The organism is candidate division KSB1 bacterium (assembly GCA_022566355.1).
GTDB lineage: Bacteria > Zhuqueibacterota > JdFR-76 > JdFR-76 > DREG01 > JADFJB01.
In genome coordinates this window covers 1-21,667 of sequence record JADFJB010000027.1, presented here as the reverse complement: position 1 = coordinate 21,667, position 21,667 = coordinate 1, and the positions used below count along the sequence as shown (strand labels likewise).

15 protein-coding genes are annotated in these 21,667 nt (G+C 36.4%); all 15 read left to right on the top strand.

Annotated features, from left to right (window positions below; all coding sequences use genetic code 11):
- Window positions 1-6: 6 nt before the first annotated feature.
- The 15 genes from IIC38_06910 to rseP all read left to right on the top strand — a co-directional run bounded on the left by IIC38_06910 (window position 7) and on the right by rseP (window position 21,625).
- Complete coding sequence (locus IIC38_06910; protein MCH8125675.1) at window positions 7-864, top strand: acetyl-CoA carboxylase carboxyltransferase subunit beta; 858 nt, start codon at window positions 7-9, stop codon at window positions 862-864.
- The gene (gene surE, locus IIC38_06905; protein MCH8125674.1) at window positions 854-1,642 is read left to right on the top strand and encodes a 5'/3'-nucleotidase SurE; all 789 of its coding nucleotides are present in this window, start codon (window positions 854-856) and stop codon (window positions 1,640-1,642) included. Before IIC38_06910 ends, surE begins: the two co-directional genes overlap by 11 nt.
- A complete protein-coding gene (gene guaA, locus IIC38_06900) occupies window positions 1,643-3,190 on the top strand; it encodes a glutamine-hydrolyzing GMP synthase (GenBank protein MCH8125673.1) in 1,548 nt (515 codons plus the stop codon).
- Between the two features lie 193 nt (window positions 3,191-3,383).
- Complete coding sequence (glmS, locus tag IIC38_06895; protein MCH8125672.1) at window positions 3,384-5,210, top strand: glutamine--fructose-6-phosphate transaminase (isomerizing); 1,827 nt, start codon at window positions 3,384-3,386, stop codon at window positions 5,208-5,210.
- 58 nt (window positions 5,211-5,268) lie between these two features.
- Complete coding sequence (locus IIC38_06890) at window positions 5,269-7,182, top strand: penicillin-binding protein activator (GenBank protein MCH8125671.1); 1,914 nt, start codon at window positions 5,269-5,271, stop codon at window positions 7,180-7,182.
- Between the two features lie 119 nt (window positions 7,183-7,301).
- A complete protein-coding gene (locus IIC38_06885) occupies window positions 7,302-8,063 on the top strand; it encodes an isoprenyl transferase (GenBank protein ID MCH8125670.1) in 762 nt (253 codons plus the stop codon).
- A gap of 127 nt (window positions 8,064-8,190) precedes the next feature.
- Entirely contained in the window at window positions 8,191-12,402 is a 4,212-nt protein-coding gene (locus IIC38_06880) for a hypothetical protein (protein ID MCH8125669.1), read from the top strand.
- Window positions 12,403-12,425: 23 nt separating this feature from the next.
- Complete coding sequence (gene bamA / locus IIC38_06875) at window positions 12,426-14,756, top strand: outer membrane protein assembly factor BamA (GenBank protein ID MCH8125668.1); 2,331 nt, start codon at window positions 12,426-12,428, stop codon at window positions 14,754-14,756.
- Between the two features lie 46 nt (window positions 14,757-14,802).
- Window positions 14,803-15,336: an OmpH family outer membrane protein gene (locus tag IIC38_06870; GenBank protein MCH8125667.1), complete on the top strand. Its 534-nt coding sequence runs from the start codon at window positions 14,803-14,805 to the stop codon at window positions 15,334-15,336.
- A 51-nt stretch (window positions 15,337-15,387) separates the two neighbouring features.
- Window positions 15,388-16,413 carry a UDP-3-O-(3-hydroxymyristoyl)glucosamine N-acyltransferase gene (gene lpxD, locus IIC38_06865; protein MCH8125666.1) on the top strand — a complete coding sequence of 342 codons (1,026 nt, stop codon included), beginning with the start codon at window positions 15,388-15,390 and terminating at the stop codon, window positions 16,411-16,413.
- A 30-nt stretch (window positions 16,414-16,443) separates the two neighbouring features.
- The gene (locus tag IIC38_06860) at window positions 16,444-17,877 is read left to right on the top strand and encodes a bifunctional UDP-3-O-[3-hydroxymyristoyl] N-acetylglucosamine deacetylase/3-hydroxyacyl-ACP dehydratase (GenBank protein MCH8125665.1); all 1,434 of its coding nucleotides are present in this window, start codon (window positions 16,444-16,446) and stop codon (window positions 17,875-17,877) included.
- On the top strand, window positions 17,849-18,655 hold the full coding sequence (gene lpxA, locus IIC38_06855) for an acyl-ACP--UDP-N-acetylglucosamine O-acyltransferase (GenBank protein MCH8125664.1): 807 nt from the start codon (window positions 17,849-17,851) through the stop codon (window positions 18,653-18,655). Before IIC38_06860 ends, lpxA begins: the two co-directional genes overlap by 29 nt.
- Window positions 18,655-19,506 (top strand): lipoate--protein ligase family protein, encoded by an 852-nt coding sequence (locus tag IIC38_06850; protein ID MCH8125663.1) that lies wholly within the window; start codon window positions 18,655-18,657, stop codon window positions 19,504-19,506. Before lpxA ends, IIC38_06850 begins: the two co-directional genes overlap by 1 nt.
- Entirely contained in the window at window positions 19,506-20,654 is a 1,149-nt protein-coding gene (locus IIC38_06845) for a 1-deoxy-D-xylulose-5-phosphate reductoisomerase (protein MCH8125662.1), read from the top strand. The genes IIC38_06850 and IIC38_06845 overlap by 1 nt, the downstream gene beginning before the upstream one ends.
- Window positions 20,642-21,625 (top strand): RIP metalloprotease RseP, encoded by a 984-nt coding sequence (gene rseP, locus IIC38_06840; protein MCH8125661.1) that lies wholly within the window; start codon window positions 20,642-20,644, stop codon window positions 21,623-21,625. The genes IIC38_06845 and rseP overlap by 13 nt, the downstream gene beginning before the upstream one ends.
- The last annotated feature ends 42 nt before the right edge of the window (window positions 21,626-21,667 follow it).

Below are 21,667 nucleotides of genomic sequence, written 5' to 3'. Positions count from 1 at the left end.
GCTTAGATGTCTTGGTTTAAAAGAAAAGAAAAAGGTGTAATAACCACCGAAAAAAAACATATTCCCGATGGTTTATGGATTCGATGTGATCAATGTAGTGAAATTCTCTATCGAAAGGAGTTGGAACGGAATTTGTATGTTTGCTCAAAGTGTGATCTTCATTTCAAAATTCGAAGTCATCAATATTTTTCAATGCTTCTTGATGAAGGTTCCTTTAGTGAGTTTGACGAAAAAATTTCCTCCGTTGATCCCTTAAAATTCAAGGGAGCAAAGAAATATGCAGATCAATTACGAGATCATGCTAAGAAATCCGGGCTAAATGAAGCCGTAAGATCCGGACGTGGGAAGATTGATGGAATTCCGGTAATTATTTCGGTAATGGATTTTGCTTTTATTGGTGGAAGTATGGGGAGTGTTGTCGGAGAAAAAATTGCACGAGCTATTGAGCTTGCTTACCGGGAAAAATGGCCACTTATAATTATTTCAGCATCCGGTGGCGCAAGAATGATGGAAGGGGCTTTATCCCTTATGCAAATGGCCAAAACATCAGCTTTGTTGGCTAGATATTCTGACAGTGGCGGTCTCTTCATTTCGGTTTTAACAAATCCAACTACCGGTGGTGTAACCGCAAGTTATGCTATGTTAGGTGATATTATACTTGCAGAACCCGGTGCATTAATCGGATTTGCAGGTCCAAGAGTTATTAAACAAACGATAGGTGAAGATTTACCTGAGGGATTTCAGAGAGCTGAATTTCAACTTAAGCATGGTTTTGTTGATGCAATTGTTCCGAGGGTAGAATTAAAAGAAAAAATTAGTCAGATCATTCGAATTCTTTGGAACGCTAACTCTTATGCAAAATAAAACAAAACCTCCTTTTATATTGGTTGTAAATGATGATGGTATTTATGCTTCGGGGATCGCCTCATTAGCCGAAGAAATGAAAAATATTGGCGAGGTTATTGTTGTGGCTCCCTTAAGTGAGCAAAGCGCTGTTGGCCATGCCATTACTTTGCTGTCGCCTCTTAGAGTTACAAAATGCGATAAAAACGGCGAATTTTTTGGTTTCGGAGTTAGTGGTACTCCTGCTGATTGCGTAAAAATAGCATATTGGGCATTATTAAAAGAGCGAAAACCGGATCTAGTCGTATCGGGAATTAATCACGGCTCCAATACTGGGATTAATGTTCTTTATTCCGGAACTGTTTCAGCAGCAACGGAAGGAACAATTTTGGGTGTCCCTTCTATTGCCTTCTCCCTGGCAACATATGAGCCTGCAGATTTTTCATTCGCTGCAAAGTTTGCCGGAAAATTAGCATTAAAAGTTTTGAATAATGGAATGCGGCCGGCAACTTACTTAAATGTCAATATTCCAGCAATTCCGGAAGATCAAATTAAGGGTATAGAAATTACTCGCCAGGGTATGGCGATGTATCGTGAAAATTTTGACATGAGGGTAGATCCCCATAAAAAAACATACTATTGGCTAACGGGTCAAAAAGTGAACCTGGATCAGGAACCACCCGATGCAGATGATATTGCAATTTTAAATAACAAGATATCAATTACACCTATTCATTATGATTTGACTCATTATGAATCGCTTGATGAACTGAGATCGTGGGACTTCGAATTTTCTTAAATGTCTAAACAAACGAATGGTTGGGTTCTTGTATTAGATTATGGTTCGCAATATACTCAACTTATTGCGAGAAGGGTTAGAGAATGTGAGATATATTCGGAAATAAAGCCATACAGTTTCTCGATTGCTGATATAAAGAAAAACCCACCTGGAGCAATTATTCTATCGGGAGGGCCGTCTTCAGTCTATGAAGATAATGCTCCAATTTCCGATCCCAATATTTTTAACCTAGGTTTACCTGTTTTAGGGATTTGTTATGGGCTGCAAATAATGGCTAAGCAATTAGGTGGTAAAGTTGATCCATCAACACAACGGGAATATGGCCCGGCACAATTGCATTTTACCCGAGAAAATGAATTGTTCCATTCCATCCCTGGCAATAATACTGTTTGGATGAGTCATGGAGACAAACTAACCCAACTCCCAAAGGGTTTTGAAATAATTGCTCATACAAATAATTCACCCATTACTGCCATCAAGCATTTTGATCGGAAATTATTTGGAATTCAATTTCATCCTGAAGTAGCTCATACTCACAATGGAAAAAAGATCATCTCAAATTTCCTATTTAATATTTGTAATTTAAATAAAGGATGGACTTCGGAATCATTTTTACATACGACGCTAGAAAAAATAAGAACGGTTGTTGGATCTTCAAAGGTAATATGCGGAGTAAGTGGCGGTGTAGATTCGACTGTTCTTGCCGAGCTTCTCCACAGGGCCATTGGTAACCAACTGGTAGCAATTATTATTGATAATGGCTTGTTGCGAGAGAATGAAGCAGAACAAGTAATACATATGTTTGATAGTAAATTGAAAATTCCACTGAATTGTGTAGATGGGACTGAAATATTTTTACAAAGACTGAGAAATGTATTTGATCCGGAAGAAAAAAGAAAAATCATTGGTGAAACTTTTATTTATCTCTTTGAACATGAAGCACGGAAATTTAAAGGTATACAATTTTTAGCACAGGGTACTTTATATCCGGACGTGATTGAAAGCCAGTCTAGTGTTGGGCCATCAGCCACAATAAAATCTCATCACAATGTAGGTGGCCTCCCTGAAACTATGAATTTGGAATTGCTGGAACCATTGCGTGAGCTCTTTAAAGATGAAGTTCGGCGAATCGGTAAGTTTCTAAATATACCCGATGAGTTATTAAATCGACATCCGTTCCCGGGGCCCGGATTAGCGGTACGAATTATTGGTGATATTACCGATGAGAAACTTGTTATTGTAAGGCGTGCTGATAAAATTTTCATTGATGAGTTAAAATCATTTGGATACTATAACAATGTATGGCAGGCATTTGCAGTATTGTTACCCGTACGTTCCGTCGGGGTTATGGGTGATGAAAGGACTTATGAAAATGTCATAGCTTTACGGGCAGTGACTAGCGTTGATGGCATGACAGCTGATTGGGCAGAAATTCCCACTAAACTGTTGGCAAAAGTATCTACTAGAATTGTTAATGAAGTAAAGGGAGTTAACAGAGTGGTTTATGATATCAGTTCTAAACCTCCAAGTACAATTGAATGGGAATAACTGGTTTATAAAACATTTGAAGCATTGTGTATAAGTTTGAATTTCATTGTTTTTCTCTTTAATTTTACAAATCAAGCTAATGAAAAATTAAAATGTTATCACTCTTTATCATTAAGGAATTACCGGTTTTAATCGAAATAATAAATATGCACTTTCCATTAGGTTATTAATTATTTAAATTTAGTGGCTTAAGATGTGTGGAATAATCGGCTATATTGGTAAAAGGCAAGCGGTTCCAGTTATCATGGAAGGTTTAAAAAGACTGGAATACCGTGGATATGATTCAGCTGGCATAGCCGTACAAACTGATTCTCATATTCAAGTGGCAAAACGTTCCGGGAAAATTGCGGAACTTGAAGATGAAATACAATCAGTTGAGCTTTCAGGTAATCTTGGTATTGGACATACCCGTTGGGCAACCCATGGTGCACCGAATAAAATAAATGCACACCCACATTCGGACTGCAACCAACGAATTGCTCTCATCCATAATGGAATTATTGAAAATTATTCTTCAATCAAAACTGAATTAGAAAAGAGTGGCCATATTTTTACTACTGAGACAGATACGGAAGTTCTTTGCCATTTGATTGAAGCGTTTTATGTTGATAATTTTGAAAAAGCTATTCGTTATGCATTGGCTGAAATTGAGGGGACTTATGGTATCCTTGTCATTTCAAAAGATGAGCCTGATTGCATAGTTGCTGCTAGAAATGGCAGTCCTTTACTAATCGGAATTGGGAAGGATGAGAATTTTGCGGCTTCGGATGCAACTGCTATTATTAATTATACTCGGGATGTTGTATACCTTGACGATGGAGAGTTAGCAATCCTTCATTCTAAATCCTTTACAACCAAAACAATTGGAGATCAGCCTGTAGAAAAATATGTAGAAAAAGTTTCATTTGATCTTGAATCAGTCGAAAAAGGTGGCTTTGAACATTTTATGCTTAAAGAAATCTTTGATCAACCGGAAACTATTGCCAATTCAATGCGAGGAAGATTAATACCGGAAGAAGGTAATGTTCGTTTAGGCGGTTTAGAAAGTAGGATCGATCAATTATTGAAAGCAAGCAGATTTATAATTACAGCGTGTGGAACCAGCTGGCATTCCAGCCTGATCGGTGAATATATTTTTGAGGAATTCTGGCGAATACCGGTTGAAGTAGACTATGCCTCAGAATTTCGGTATAGGCATCCGGTTCTTGATCATGAAACGATCGTTTTGGCAATCAGTCAATCCGGAGAAACTGCGGATACACTAGCTGCAGTACGTGAAGTAAAAAAATTACGCTATCCGGTTTATGGAATTTGTAATGTAGTCGGCAGTAGCATCGCAAGAGAAACCGTTGCCGGCGTTTATCTTCATGTGGGACCGGAAATTGGAGTTGCTTCTACAAAGGCTTTTACTGCCCAGGTAACAGTCATAACACTCATTGCTTTACTTTTGGCTCGCAAGAAATGGATGAGCAGGCGAGAGGGACAGGACATAATACGAGAATTGCAATCTATTCCTGACAAGATTCAAAAAATCCTTGATGCAAATGAACAAATACAAGAGTTGGCAAATTTATATCACGAATCAAGAAATTTTCTTTATCTTGGCAGAGGCCATAATTTTCCCGTTGCATTGGAAGGTGCATTAAAGTTAAAAGAGATATCCTATATTCATGCTGAAGGATATCCAGCCGCTGAAATGAAGCATGGCCCCATTGCATTGATAGATGAAAATATGCCAGTCGTTTTTTTAGCCAATAAAGATAAAAGCTACGAAAAGATATTAAGTAATATCCAAGAGGTGAAAGCACGACGTGGCAGAGTAATTGCTGTAGCGACAGAAGGTGATAAAGATATAGCTAAATTAGTAGATCATGTGATTTATGTTCCTGCTACTTTAGATTTTCTATCTCCCTTATTAACAATCATTCCTTTACAATTATTGGCTTATCATATTGCAATTTTACGCGGATGCAATGTTGACCAGCCAAGAAACTTAGCCAAAAGTGTAACAGTAGAATAAACACATCTGAATTTCTGAAGCTTATTCATAATATTCATACGAGAGGAGGTATACCTGTTTGATTAACCGGGTTAGTTACTTAGTTTTATTCATACTTTTCTCAAATAATCTACTTGCTTTCCAAAATTCTAGCTTTGGTAGTCAAACTCAGCTAAAAAAAGTGCCATATATCAAAGAGGTTGAAAACATATTTCCAAAGGTACTGGATCACTTTACAAACGGTAGATATGAGTTAGTAGATGAAGTATTAAAGAGTTTGTTGGAAATTTATCCAATTAATCACCGGATTACCGGAATGCTCTACATTTTAAGTAGATCACAATATGAACAGGGAAAATACCGGGAAGCAGTAGTTAACCTGCAAACACTAATCGAAAATTATAAAACCAGTGAATACTTAGAAGACGCTTTTTACCTAAAATCAATCATTGCATTCAAGCAAAATCGATATTTAGATGCCTCTCGTTCACTCCTTGAAATTCTTGAAAACAAACCTGGTATGAATCCTAAAACTACAATTCTGAAAAACCTTTCAGTCTTACTTGTCGATTATGTAGATTATGAAAATGTTCAAGCATTACGAAATAGATATATTTCAGCGCAAAACCAAAGTTTATTTATACTGTCGGACGCCATAAAAACCTATCGTCAGGGTGATGTTCAGAATGCGATTTTAATATTAGAGAAAATTATAAAGGATATTCAAAATGAAGGATTGAGAGAAGAATTCAATCAGTATTTAGTGGCTATTAAAAATGCACCGCATGCGAATTTGAAAGTAGGTGTAATTTTGCCGTTATCTGGATTTTTTGCCGAAGAAGCAAAAAGTTTGTTGCGAGGGATTCAGTTTGCTTTAAATAACAATCCTATCGCTAAAGAGTTAGGGATTGAGTTAGATATAATTGATACCCAAGGTGAAATATTACCGACTATAGGTTTAACTACGGCCCTGGTCGAGAACTATAATGTCATCGGGATAATTGGGGAATTAGAGAGTGATAAGACAGCAATTGTAGCTAAGATAACAGAACGCTTAGAAATTCCGGTTATTGCACCTACTGCGATAGAATCCGGTTTGAGCAATATCAGCAATAATCTTTTCCAGATGACTCCGGATATTTCTGTAATTGGTGAAAAAACAGCAGAATTTGCATTTAATTATTTAGATTTGAAATCGTTCGCGATTCTTGCGCCAGCTGATAAATATGGGAGAAATATTGCTGACAGTTTTGCCCAAAAGATTGATCAGTTAAATGGGACCATTGTGGCGGAAACCTGGTATTATGAGGGTGTTACTGACGTGCGTAAGCAAATCAGCCAGTTTCGAAAAATTGGATTACAAAAAATGACGCGGGATTCAATTTTGTTCGAAAACCCGTTTTACAATCGCAGTGAAGTGGACTCGGTTATAAATGAATTAAAAAGAATTGAATCAAAAGAAAAAGAGAAAAAAGGTAAAAAGAAAATAATCAAACCTGTTGATTCCACAGCCACGCCCGTTACTTCAATAGATGGAATTTTTCTTCCGGTTTATACAGAGCAAATATCTTACGTAACACCTCAACTGGCACTTTATAATATTAAAGCCCAACTTTTGGGTGGTAATTATTGGAATGATTATGACGTTTTGAATGACAACGATAAATATGTAGATGGTGCTATATTTTCAACAGATATTATGATTGACGAGACCGATTTAAACTATATAAGATTCAGGAATAATTTTCGACTGGCAATGGGGACTACACCAGGGAAATTAGAGATAACAGGATTTGATTCTATGAATTTTTTGCTGGAAGGTCTAAAATCCGCTACAAACTCTCGAAAAGAGCTACTAAACAGGTTGAAAAATATTCGTTCTTTTGATGGAATAGTAAGTAGATATATTTTTGAGGAGAACCAAAGAGTTAATACCAATTTAACGTTTTTACAGTTTCAGAACAATTCAATCCGAAAAATTGACCTGAGGTAAATATGAATGAGATAACACAAAGTTAATTCTAACGTTATTATAATGCTCTATTCAATACTTTACCTTGATTTTAGACAATAAAACTTTTATTATTGTGAATGATAAAAAAAGTGCAAAAAATGACAAAAAATGAAGAAATTCTAAATCAACTAAAAAATGCCGATAATTTACCTCGCCATATCGCTGTTATTATGGATGGGAATGGCAGATGGGCTGGGCAACGAGGTTTGAATCGTGTAAAAGGCCATCGGGAAGCTATTAAATCAGTTCGTGACGTCGTTGAAGCGTGCGCTGAATTAGAAATTGATATTCTTACATTGTATACTTTTTCAATGGAGAATTGGAAACGTCCCCGTGATGAAGTTAGTGCATTGATGCATTTATTGGTCAATACTATTAGAGATGAGTTAAATGATTTAATTAAAAATAATGTTCGTTTAATAACGATTGGCCAATTAGAAGATTTGCCTTTACTTACTCGAAAAAGTTTGAATTATGCGATTGAAAAGACTCAACATTGTACTGGATTAACACTAAATCTCGCCCTGAGCTATGGCGGAAGGAGAGAAATTGTCGACGTAACAAAAGTAATTTCGCAAAAAGTAAAATCAGGCGAAATATCCATTGATGATATTGATGAGGTATTATTTTCAAATTTCCTTTACACGGCAAATTTGCCGGATCCAGATCTATTGGTGAGAACAAGTGGTGAAGCTCGTTTGAGTAATTTTCTTTTATGGCAACTAGCTTATACAGAAATCTATATAACAGATGTACTATGGCCGGATTTCAGAAGAGATAATTTATATCAAGCTATTCAGTCGTACCAGAAAAGAGAACGACGATATGGAAGGGTCAGCGAGCAATTATTGCCATCATAAGAAATATGAATAGCAGGGGAACTTTATTATATTCAATAGGTTGGTCTTAAAGGAAAAAATAAGAGATAATGATCTATTGTTTACATATAAGTATTTTAACTTTAACTTTAGTAATTCATAAAACCGAATGAAATTTCGAAAAATATTATCCTTTACAACCATTGGATTCGTAATTATTCTAATCGGGATATTTATGTTCTGGAAAAGCTATTCGGTTGAAGATCGATTGAAAGAATACATTTTATCTGAGGTGCAGCCATATTTTGAAGGCAAGTTAAAAATTGACAAGCTCTATTTATCTCCAAAATCAATATCATTAAAAAGAGTCTCACTAGAACTTCCAAAACAATCAGTCCAACTAAATATTGAAAATCTCAAATTTGGATTTAGTTACTACAATGCCTTAAAATATAATTTTAGTCCAATCCGAATTATCTCCGATGTAGTGTTGGAAAAGCCTGTTTTCCGGATAAAAAGAAATCCCACTAAAGATCCAAATAGCAAATCTGAACAGCCCAAAATCGATTTGGAGAACTTAAAACAAACTTATGAAAATACCTTATTAGATATAAATTTTATTGGAAAGCTTGTAATAAAAGAAGGCTCCGTCGTTTGGGTTAATAGCTTGAATGAAGAAATATCTCTTATTAGTAATCTTGAGGGTTGGATAAGTACAAAAGACATGTCAAAATCTGTTGTGAGGCTATCCGGAAGGTTGTTTGCTTCAAGGAATGAAAATGTAATTCTTGAAGGTCAAGCTAATTTACTGGCCGGGAGGATAGATTCCGTCTCTGTCAGTCTTTGGGATAACCACTTATCAACATCTATTCCATCGATTTATCCAAAGATATTGAAAATTGAAAAAGGAAAATTGATGGGCCGTGGGGTTTTAAAGGAAAAACCAAACGGTAGTTTAACTCTGGATGGTGAAATTTCTATTACAGACGCCGATTTGACCCTTTTCCAAGGCAAATTGAAACTTGATTATTTTAATTCTAAAGTTAAAATTAACGATTGGAATTTGGAACTCATATCGTGTAATTTTAATTGTTATGATAGCCATTTTGAAATTGCTGGAAATATTTATAACATTTTTCATCCTGAATTTGATTTAACTGTTCAATCGAATCAAACAAATCTGGAAAAAGTTTATAATGAAATTTGGGGAGGTAAAACAACAATTGGTTTAAAAGGATTGGCGGATTTTGATGTACATGTGACAAATACTACCCAAAATCCTATTTTTTCCGGTTCAATAGATCTTGCAAATTTTGAAATCTTCGGTGAAAAGTTTACTTCGGTGGAAACTTATTTTAATTATTCTTCCGGCAAATTCTTGATTGAAAAAGCTAAAGGTTTTTATCATAATCTTTTTCTGGATAGCAAAGGCGTCATATCAATAAAACCTGAGAATCCAACATTATCTATGGATATCAAAGTTTCGGGCGATCTTACTAAAATTGAGAAAGTTGCACAAAAGCTCAACAAAGAATTGGTTACTCTTCCATTTAATGTGAACGGTCATTTTGAAAGTGATTTTAAAAAGTATTCATTTTTTTCTGATATTCAAATATCAGGTGTAACTTTAGACAGTAGCCAGATACCTGTGATCGAGGGCAAACTGAATTTTTATGATGACAATTTTGAATTGATTGTTGATTGTGACGAAAATCCATTCAAGCTTGATGTAAAAGTAAAACTCAATAATCATTCTCCGCAGTTTTTCGTCAAATTTGAAAATTTCGGTGGAAATTTATGGGAAATAGCAAACATTCCACTTCATCATCATTTAAAAAAATTACTGCTGTTAAGCGGAGAAGTAACCGGAGACAGGAATTATTCTACTTATACCCTTAACGCAAATCGAACAATCTATACCGGTGAATCAAATTTATTATTTAAAATAGATGGTGTGTTTAGTTCATCTGATGAAAATACGCAAATCCAGGGAGATATCTCTTATCATTCTGATACTGGTGGGAATATCCCCGGTTACCTGGATTTGGAGATTGGGCCTGAGTATTTGAATGTGAAACAGTATCAATTAGGGGATTTTTATTTTGCAAATGGAAGGCTCGAATTAAGCGGGGATCGCAAAATTGAAGGTAAATTAGAGCTAAAAAATGCAGATATTATCTATATTTTGGATGGTGTTTTACTTAACCCCAGTTTTGATGTGCTGGGCCAAATTAACGGCGAAATTAATCTCAGTGGATCTGTGGATGCTCCAATTGTAGATAGTGATTTACGTTTTTCAGATATTATTTTTAAAGGAGAGGGGTATTATTCCGGAGAGGCGTTGTTGAACCTGGTTCGAAATAAGCTTACTATTGAAAGGCTTAATTTGTTTAAAGAAGACAACCCTCTGTTTGAAGCAACCGGAACTATTGATCTCAAGAAACAGATGTTGGATGTCAAGGTTAAGGGAACAGATACAGACATTTCGACTGTTTTGAATTTAATCTTAAAAGACTTTGATTATCTAAAAGGTTCAGGAGATTTTGACCTAACGATTCGAGATAGTTTTAAACAACCTGAAATTAACGGAGAAATCACCGCTAGGGATGGATGGTTATTTTTTATACCATATGATACATTAAAAATGAAAATAGGAAAATTTCCAAACTTAATCGCTTCAAATGGGAATTATTTGTCGACAAACGGTTCTAAGTCAGAAAATGATAGTACTCTTGCCGGACTTTATATTCAAAATGCTACCATTCAAAAAAATGAAAAATTTATAATTACAGGTACAGGCTATTTGCCATTTACTTCTGAATTAGATATGGACATTCGACTTAATGGCGAGGGAGACGCGTTAGCAATTTTGTTTAGTGACATGCCTGAAGTTTTGGAAACAGAGAGTGAAGCAAAATTTAAATGGGAATTTGGAGGGAGTTATAGCAATCCCGTTTATACGGAGGGTGAAGTTCTCCTGAAAAATGGAAAGGTTAAATTAAAAAGTATTGCCCAGGTTGTAGAAAATATTGAAGCAACCGTGAAATTAAACCCGGTTAATCAATTTGTTTCAGTAACTAACTTAAGTGGTACAATTAAAAAACATTCTTTTTATGCATTTACTAAATTTGATTCATTAAACTATAATAATAATTCGAATCCCTTATTCATTACAGAATGGGGGCTTAATTTCGGAACTATCTATTTTAAATCTGATGAAACAGATCAAAAGGGTGTTCCTTTGAATATCCCAGGTGCAATGAAGCCCGATGAAAATGGGTGGTTCGTGGTTAAAGGGAAAGATAATAAGGAATATTTTACGATATCAGGTCCTGAAGAACATCCTGTAGCAACAGGAGAAATCTTTGTCAGTAATGCAGCGTTTACTTTTCCGTTTGAATTTGAGGAGCCCATTCCACTTGAGCCTAGTTTGACAGAAAAAATACTAGATAGTATGGTTTGGGATGTGCATTTAGTGCCGGTTAAGGATGTTCGTTACGTAAAGCAGTTACCTGGTTTTTTTGACAATATTTGGATTAATGCAACAATCGATCCGATAAGCGATTTGCATTTCACAGGTATATTTGAGGATGATACCTTTCGTTCAGAAGGGGTACTCCAATCGACGAGAGGTACTATTGAATACCTGGATTTCAATTTTGGAATTGAAAAATTTGCAGCCGAGTTCGATAAAAATGATATTTTCCCAATAGTTTACGGTAGAGCTAGAACAACATTTACTGATTCTCTGGGAATCCCATCTAATATTTATTTAACGATGTATCTTTATGATCCTGAAACAAAACAAGAGTTAGAAAAAGGTAGATGGGATGAAGATGTCAGATTTAGATTGTCTTCTGATAATCCTAATATAGTAGGATCAAATGAAATCCAGGTTTTAGCGAGTTTGGGTTATTCTGTGCAAAGTTTCCCGGATAAAGCTAAGGATGTGATTGGTATTAGCACTGACAATCTAATATTTAGACCGCTTTTTCGCCCAGTTGAAAGGAAATTAGAGCAGACTTTGGGCTTAGATGTTATTCGATTTCGATCAAGTTTTGCAAAAAATATTATATTTCTAAATTCAAATGCGTACAGCAAAATAGATACCAGGCATCGTAGGTATTTACTCTTCCGAAGTACACAGCTGACAGTTGGCAAATACCTCAGTAAAAATGTATTTCTATTATATTCGGGACAATTAGAAGTTGGGCTGGATCCAATTTACCAGAGAGATGGCCTGGGATTAAGACATTCATTAGATCTGGAATATAGAATTTACCCAAATTTGTTGTTGGAACTACAGTATAATTATGATCGTTTACTTCTCACTGAAAGAGATGATAAACGGATTCAAATTAGACATTTTTTTGAATTTTAAAATAGTTTGGAGGTACAGACCTAATGTTGAAACGATCGTACAAAATTATTATATTTCTGTCATTTTTTTGCTTAAACATTACGGTATTTTGTTCTTTGACAATTGCACAAAAGAAATCTATTAAAATAATTAGTGTCTCTGTAGTAGGTAATCAAACCACCGACGCGAATATTATTTTGATGACAGCCGGATTGACAGAAGGAAGTGAAATATCCGGAGATCAAATCCAAAAGTCAATAAAACAGCTTTGGGGATTGGGTATTTTTTCTGATATTCAATTAAGAGTGGAACGTCAAGTAGGAGATAATTATTACTTAAGATTGGAATTAACTGAACATCCACGTGTTGAGAGTTATTCGTTTGAAGGCAACAAAAAAATTAAAGAAAGAGATCTTCAAGAAGCTTTGAACCTTTATCCGGGCCAAATCTATAATCCTTCAAAAATCGTAAGAAATGAAAATACAATCCTTAAGCTCTATGAGGAAAAGGGTTTTTTGTTGACAAGTGTGGCCGCTGATACCAATAAAAGCGATAAACCAAACCGTGTTAAACTTGTTTTCAATATCGATGAAGGGCAAAAAGTAAATATTAAAAAAATATCCTTCACGGGTAATACAAACTTCGATGATGGAAAGCTAAAAAAGCAACTAAAGGACACGAAAGAAAACAAGTGGTGGTGGTTTGGGGGAGATTTTAAAAAGAAAGAGTATGAGGAAGATAAAGATAGACTGCTTGCTTTCTATCGAAAAAATGGTTTCCGAGATGTGGAAATCGTCAAAGATTCTATCTATTATGATGAAACTCGTGAGAATTTGTTCATAGATATCACGGTTCAAGAAGGTGTTCGTTACAGAATACGAAAAATTACTTGGGAAGGAAATGAACTGTTTGATACAGTTCTGCTAAGCAATTTACTGAACATTAAAGAGGGAGATTATTATAACCAGGAAGAATTACAGAAAGCAGTAACGGATAAATTAAGCAGTATCTATTATGATTATGGCTATATTTTTACGCAAGTAGTTCCGCAAGAAATTCCTGTAGGACAAGATCAATTAGATATTAAATTCATTATTCACGAAGGTGATCCTGTAACAGTCCGGAAGATTCTTGTTGAGGGAAACACCAAAACCAAAGAAAAAGTAATACGTCGAGAGTTGAGGATTCTACCAGGCGATGTATTTAGTCGTGCTGCTCTTATGCGTAGCCATCGTGAAATATTCATTATGAATTATTTTAGTAATGTAATCCCTGATGTTCGCACTGTTAACCAAGAGCAAGTAGATATACTATTTACGGTAGAAGAAAAATCTACTGACCAAGCCAACATGTCGGCTGGATGGAGTGAACGGGACCGCCTTATAGGAAGTCTCGGAGTCGGTATGAATAACCTATTTGGGAATGGACAACGATTAAATTTTGATTGGACATTTGGCCGTTATTTTAGAAACTTTCAAATAGGATTTACAGAGCCATGGCTTTTCGATACCCCAACTTTGGCAGGTATCTCACTTTATGATTCAAAGCGGGACAATTCCATTTTTTACGGTTATAAGCAAACTAGTCGTGGTGGAACGTTTAGAGTTGGACGAAGAATGCGATGGCCGGATAATTATTTTCGTAGCGATTTCATCTATAGGATTGACCAAACCAGTCTCTCAGATTTCTCAGAGCGAATCGCAAAGCTTAATCCCAATGGAATTGCTACTGAAAATTGGCCATTAACCAGCAGCAGTATAACCTATGCTCTTTCTCGAGATAGCCGGGATCGCGCAGAATTTCCGACGAGAGGTTCTGAGTTTTCTATAACCAATGAATTCGCTGGAAAAGTTCTCGGTGGTAATGTTGCGTATCATAAACATATATTTTCGTTTAACGGATATTATCCATTTCTTTGGAAATTGGTTCTACACACGAATACGGATGTGGGTTATCTTGATGGTTTTGGATCTGACTCTCGAATTCCGTATTTAGAATTATTCTTTATTGGAGGTGCAGGATTAACTCGATCAACACCGTTAAGAGGATATGATGACCCACTTTCCGGAAACGGTGGGGCTGCTTTGGTAAGTGGTGGAAGAACTTTATTAAAACAACAGTTGGAAATTCGAATGCCATTTCTAGATAATCCGACAGCTTATGGATTGGTATTTGCAGAAGCTGGAAATATTTGGAGTAATATTGGTGATACGGATCCATTTGATTTAAAAAGATCAATAGGAGTAGGAATTCGAATCTTCATGCCCATGTTGGGGTTGATTGGTTTTGATTATGCATATGGTTTTGACAATTTTGAAGATGGTAAACGTTTTGGTGGTTGGAAACCTCATTTTGTATTTGGCCGGGGGTTTTAAATTTTGTGAATTAATAGTACTTGAAATAAAGGAGAGTGGTGATAAAGTGAAAGCTCGAAATTTATTATCGATGGTTATAATCAGTAGTGTTCTTATAGTTGGTAATTCAATTGCACAACAAAAATTTGGATATGTCGATTCTCAAAAGATATTAGCGAGCTACAAAGGAGCCCAAGATGTGCAAAAACAATTGGATGCCAAAAATCAGGAATGGCAGCAGGAATTGCAAGATTTGCAAACTGCAATGCAGGAAAAGAATAAGCAGTTAGAGCAACAAGGATTAATGCTCAGTGAAAAAAGAAAAACCGAATTGCAACGTGAAATTCAGACGATGTACGATTCATATCAAAGATTTCAAAATCAAAAATGGGGCCAAAATGGAGATGCCTTCAAGTTACAAAACGAATTATTGAAACCTATTTTTGACGTAATCAACAAGGTTATTAAGGATATCGGTGTAGCAGAGAATTTCGACTTTATTTTTGATAGTGTTGCTGGAAACATTCTTTATGCCAGTGACAAACAACCTAATTTAACCGACAAAGTTATCGAAGAATTAAATAAAAGTATCACGGAATAGCTATCTGTCAAGTTACCCTGGAATAGGAATCTTATAAATCGCTATCGATTAATGAAACTTTCGGATATAGCCAATTTGGTCGATGGCAAGACTATTGGCGATGGAAATACCGAAATAAAGGGTATTGCATCTTTAGAATACGCAAGAATAGGTGATATTTCTTTTCTAACCAATCGTAAATATCATCATTTCATAGAATCAACAAAAGCTTCTGCTCTTATTTTACCGCTTGATAATTGGGATTGTAAAATCCCTTTTATTCTTTGCGAAAATCCAAATGTTGCATTTGCCCTGTTGATGCAGCATTTTTATAATCATGTTAAAATTCAAAAGGAAGGGATCCATCCAACAGCAATTCTTGAAGAAAAGGTGAGATTGGGAGATGGAATTTCAATAGGCGCTAATGTTTACATTGAAGAGGGTGTCAAAATTGGTCATCATTCAACTATCTTTCCGAATTGTTTTATTGGCTCAAATACCTTAATTGGTGATGAAGTAACAATTTATCCGAATGTAACCATTAGAGAAGAAATTGAAATTGGCAATCGTGTTATTATACATGCAGGTTCGGTAATCGGCAATGATGGATTCGGTTATGCTGAGAATGAAGGTCAATACTCAAAAATTCCACAAGTTGGCAGAGTGATTATAGAAGATGATGTCGAAATTGGCGCCAATTGTTGTATCGATCGGGCAACCCTTGGTGCAACTACAATAAGACGAGGAGTTAAGTTGGATAATCTTATTCAGATTGCCCATAATGTAGAAATTGGAGAAAACTCTGTCATTGCTGCTCAAACTGGGATTTCGGGAAGTTCTAAAATTGGGAGAAATGCAAAATTTGGTGGACAGGTTGGACTGGCTGGACATATTATCATTGGTGAAAATGTTGCAATTGGAGGACGGGCTGGTGTAACCAAATCACACCCGGATAATTTAGTTTTATCTGGATTTCCAGCTCGGCCACACAAAGAACAATTAAAATTGGAAGCGTCTATCGGTAAGGTCCAAAAGTTAATAAAACGAGTTAGAGAGCTTGAAGAAAAAGTGGCTCAGTTGGAAAAGTTAGTGGATTAAGAAAAATAAATAAAATCATGATGGTGATGAATGATAAAAAAACAACGAACGATTAAAAAATCGGTTTCCTTAGCAGGAGTTGGTTTACACACTGGAAATATGACTCATTTAAAATTTTGTCCGGCTCCGGAAAATACAGGGGTTCGGTTTGTTCGGGTTGATTTAGATCATCGGCCTGAAATCCCCGCTTTAATTGATTATGTTGTAGATATTTCTCGCGGAACGACTATTGCAAAAGGTGAGGATAAGGTCCATACTGTTGAACATGTATTGGCTGCAATATTTGGATTGGATATTGACAATGTATATGTCGAACTGGATGGAAACGAGCCACCAGTATTTGATGGAAGCGCCTTACTGTTTGTAGAAAAACTAAAAGAAGCCGGGGTAGAAGTCCAAGAGGCTCAAAGAAATATTTTCGTCATTGATGAGACTATAACATATAGCGAAGAGAATCGTGGAGTTGATATTGTTGTTTTTCCATCAGATGAATTTCGTATAACGTTTATGGTAGATTATCAAAACCCAGCACTAGGAACACAATATACATCCATGTACTCGTTAAATGATGAATTTGAATCGGAATATGCTTCCGCTCGTACTTTTTGTTTTTTGCATGAGGTTGAAGAACTTGCAAACAATGGTCTAATTAAGGGGGGGAATTTAGATTCCGGGTTGGTGATTATCGATAGAGAACTTGATGATAATGAATTGAATCGGCTTAAGGATCTACTTAAACTCAATGACAAAATAAAGCCAAGCACAAATGGTATGTTGAATGATGTACAGCTTCGCTTTAAAAATGAACCTGTACGTCATAAAACGCTAGATTTGATTGGTGATCTGGCACTTCTTGGAATGCCTATTCAAGCACATGTGCTTTGTGCTCGTTCCGGTCATAAAGCAAATGTAGAATTGGTAAAACAAATTCGTAAATTGTATGATAAGAAAATGCTTGCCAAGAAATACAAAAGTGGAGACAATAAATCTCTATTTGATATTCAGTCGATTCTAAAAGTGATGCCCCACCGCTACCCATTTCTTTTGGTAGATCGAATTGTTGACATTGTTCCAAAAGAAAAAGTAGTAGGAATTAAAAATGTGACAATCAATGAACCGTTTTTTCAAGGTCACTTTCCAGGACACCCAATTATGCCGGGAGTATTAATCATTGAAGCAATGGCACAGGTAGGTGGATTTATGATGCTTGACAGTGAAGAAAATCCGGAAGATAAATTAATGTATTTCACAGGACTTGATAATGTTCGGTTTCGCAAACCTGTCGTTCCTGGAGACCAAATCCGGTTTGAATTAGAGATGGTTAAGTATCGTAGAGGATTTTGTAAAATGAAAGGTAAGGCTTTTGTTGATGATAGAATGGTTGCTCAGGCCGATTTAATGGCTGCAGTTGTTGATCGCAACCCGAAAACCGATAATGATAACACTTCCAACACAAAAGAATAAAACATTGGCTGAAATTCATCCGACCGCACTGGTTAATCCAGGTGCGGAATTAGGTAACGATGTAAGAATTTCTCCTTTTAGTATCATTGAAGATAAAGTAATAATTGGTAATAATACGTCGATCGGTTCAAACGTTCTCATTGTAAAGGGCACACGCATTGGCGATAATTGCGAAATTCACCATGGTGCAATTCTTGGCGCAGCTCCACAAGATATAAAATATCATTCTGAAGAAACAACTCTTGAAATTGGAGATAATACCATCATTCGCGAATACTGCACACTTAACCGGGGAAGCATTGATCGCTTTAAAACGGTAATTGGATCTAATTGTTTTCTTATGACTTATGTGCATGTTGCACATGACTGTATATTAAGTGATCATGTTATTATTGCCAATTCAGTAAACATGGCAGGCCATGTTGAAATTCAAGATTATGTTGGAATTGGCGGACTTGTTCCTATCCACCAATTTGTGCGAATCGGGAAACATGCTTTTATTGGTGGTGGATTTAGAATTCCAAAAGATATACCACCGTTCTTACTAGCAGCGGGTGAACCTTTAGAATATGCCGGAACAAATAGCGTAGGACTTAGACGTCGTAATTTCAGCAAAGAAGCAATTAATCGCATTTCAAAAGCATATAAAATATTATTTCGAAGTAAGTTAAACGTGTCCCAAGCAGTTAGTAGAATCAAAGAAGAATTTGAAGTGATTGATGAAATCAAAGAAATCATCGATTTTATTGAATCAAGTGAAAGAGGTATTCTAAAATAATGAATCAATGGCGATTATTAGTAACTCCTCAAAAAAGAGGTGCGATCAATATGGCGCTGGATTCGGTAATCGCCGATTCTGTGGCGAAAGGCTTGTCTCCGCCGACAATTCGATTCTATGATTGGAATCCCTACTGTTTATCCATCGGATTTAACCAAACCATTTCTGAAATTGAATATGTCAGTTGTCAGGAGTTAGGAATTGATGTAGCTCGTAGACCCACCGGTGGCAGAGCTGTCTTACATGCTAAAGAATTTACTTATGCAGTTATAATTCCTGCGGGTAATCCGGTTTTTCGTAAATCAATTTTGGGAACTTATCAAATAATATCAGATTGGTTATTGGAAGGTTTACGAAAACTTGGTATAAATGCACAACAAAGTGAGAAACGGGATCGTAACAGTGTAAATCCTGATTACGAAAAATTTTGTTTTGCTTTGCCACTAAGATATGAAATTATGGTTAACAATAGGAAGTTAATAGGAAGCGCTCAACGCCGGTTTCCAGGTGTTGTTTTACAACACGGTTCAATATTAATTGGATCGGAACACCTCAAAGCTGCTAAGGTTTTTGACAATAACCAGCAAGCTCGAAAAATGATGGAGAAATACTTGCAAAAGCATACTGCGTGTTTAGAAGAATTTCTGTGCCATATTCCTGATATTAATGATTTTGCAAAAATGATGTCTCAGATTTGGGAAAAAATGGTTCAAGTGAGTGTGCATCATGGAAGAATTTCCAATTCCGAAATGAAGGCAGCTGAATCTATTCAATCAAAATATAGCTTGCTGGAAACCGAGGAATTTCATATCAATCTAAACTACCAGTCACAATTTATTGAGGTATGTTGATGAAACGGATCGCGCTCCTCGGTGCTAGTGGATCAATTGGAAGAAATACTCTTGAGGTAATTAGCAATTATCCGGAAAAATTTAAGGTCAGCTTATTAAGCGTTCACACACAAGTCGATTTTGCCGTAGAAAAAGCCCAGGAACTAAAACCGGAAGCGGTTATATTTACAGATAATAACGATGTTTATGATGCCATCGATCTATTAGAAAAACAAAACATAGCCGTATATATTGGCGATGACGGTCTTGAAGAAGCACTGAAAAATTGTCATTATGATTTATTGGTGAATTCACTTGTTGGGGGTATTGGACTCGTACCAACTCTTACTGCTATTCAGCAGGGAAAACCAGTTGCTTTAGCGAACAAAGAAACGATGGTGATGGCAGGTGAATTAGTAAACAGTGAACTCGATAAACACAATGTTTCTTTGATACCCATTGATAGTGAACATAGCGCAATTTTTCAATCACTCAGAGCAGGAAATGCGAATGAAATCAGCAAGATTATATTAACGGCGTCAGGCGGACCTTTCTACGATCTTCCGAAAGAAAAGCTCTCAAGTGTTACACGCGATCAGGCCTTGAAGCATCCAACATGGGAAATGGGTAAAAAGATTACGATTGATTCGGCGACGTTAATGAATAAGGCATTGGAGATAATAGAAGCTAAATGGCTTTTCGACCTGGACGTTTCACAAATTGAAGTAGTAGTTCATCCTCAATCCATTATTCATTCTATGGTTGAATTCTGTGATGGTTCGGTAATCGCACAGATGGGCTTGCCGGATATGAGGGTACCAATTCAGTTTGCTATTACTTACCCTGAGCGTAAACCGGTTAATGTTGGCCGATTAGATTTGACAAAAGTGGAAAACCTTGTTTTTAAATCACCGGATACTGACAAATTTCCTTCATTGACACTTGGTTATGAGGCGGCTAAAATCGGTGGAACAATGGGCTCTACGCTAAATGCCGCTAACGAAGTTGCCGTTGACGCTTTCCTTAACAATCAAATTAAATTTACAGATATAACAAAATTGGTTAAAATGGCCATGATGAATCATACGGTAATTAATAACCCTACTTTAGACGATGTAATTGCATCTGATAGTTGGGCAAGACAGGAGGTTTATAAATGCATTTCTTAAGTATATCTTCAAACGTTCTCCTTGTAGTTGTGGGGATTGGCATGCTAATTTTTATTCACGAACTAGGGCATTTCCTGGTAGCAAAAAAGATTGGCGTCAGGGTCTATGCATTTTCACTGGGCTTTGGGCCAGCCATTTTCAAGAAGAAAGTAGGTGAAACTGAATATTGTTTATCCATCTTACCTTTAGGCGGTTATGTAAAACTAGCCGGCGAGATGCACTCTAAAGAAAATACAGGTGAAGAATGGGAATTTGTGTCAAAAACAATCGGGCAGCGCGCTGCTGTCCTGTGCGCCGGCGTCGCGTTAAATGCCTTACTTGCATTTGTCGCGTTTATAGTGGCATTCAATGTTGGCGTTCCGTTCATCGGCTCTGAAATAGGAGATGTTACGCCGGGTTGGCCTGCATGGGAGGCGGGAATGCAAGATGGCGACAAGATTGTCCGCATTAATAATAATTCTGACCCTGATTTTGAAGATATTTTTACTGAAATAGCTCTGTCTGACGTAAGTTCGGGTGTACACATCAGTGTGGAAAGAGACAACCGGATTATAGATCTCACTGTTTATCCAAGATATGACGATCAGATTGGCATTCAGCGAATAGGAATCAGACCGGCGGCAAGCCTGGAAATAGAGAAGATTGCGATGTTTCAGGATTCAACTTCCCCGGCAATCGAAGCCGGACTCCAGGTTGAAGATAGAATAGTATCGGTAAATGACAAAATAATGAAGAATGGTAATGAATTTATTCATTACATTTCAGCCAATGCGGGAAAAGAACTTAAAATGAAGTTTATTCGTGATGGAGAGGAGATAGGACTTAATATCACGCCAATGCCGGTTACAAGATGGATGATCGGTTTATCTTCTGCTTCGACCCGGATAGAAAGCATAAAGAAAGAGAGCATAGCACACTCTATAGGATTAATTAAAGGGGACGAGATTATCAGCATTGATAATAAAAAGTAAATGGCTGGTCGCAAGTAGGAGAAATTATCACAAATGCAAATA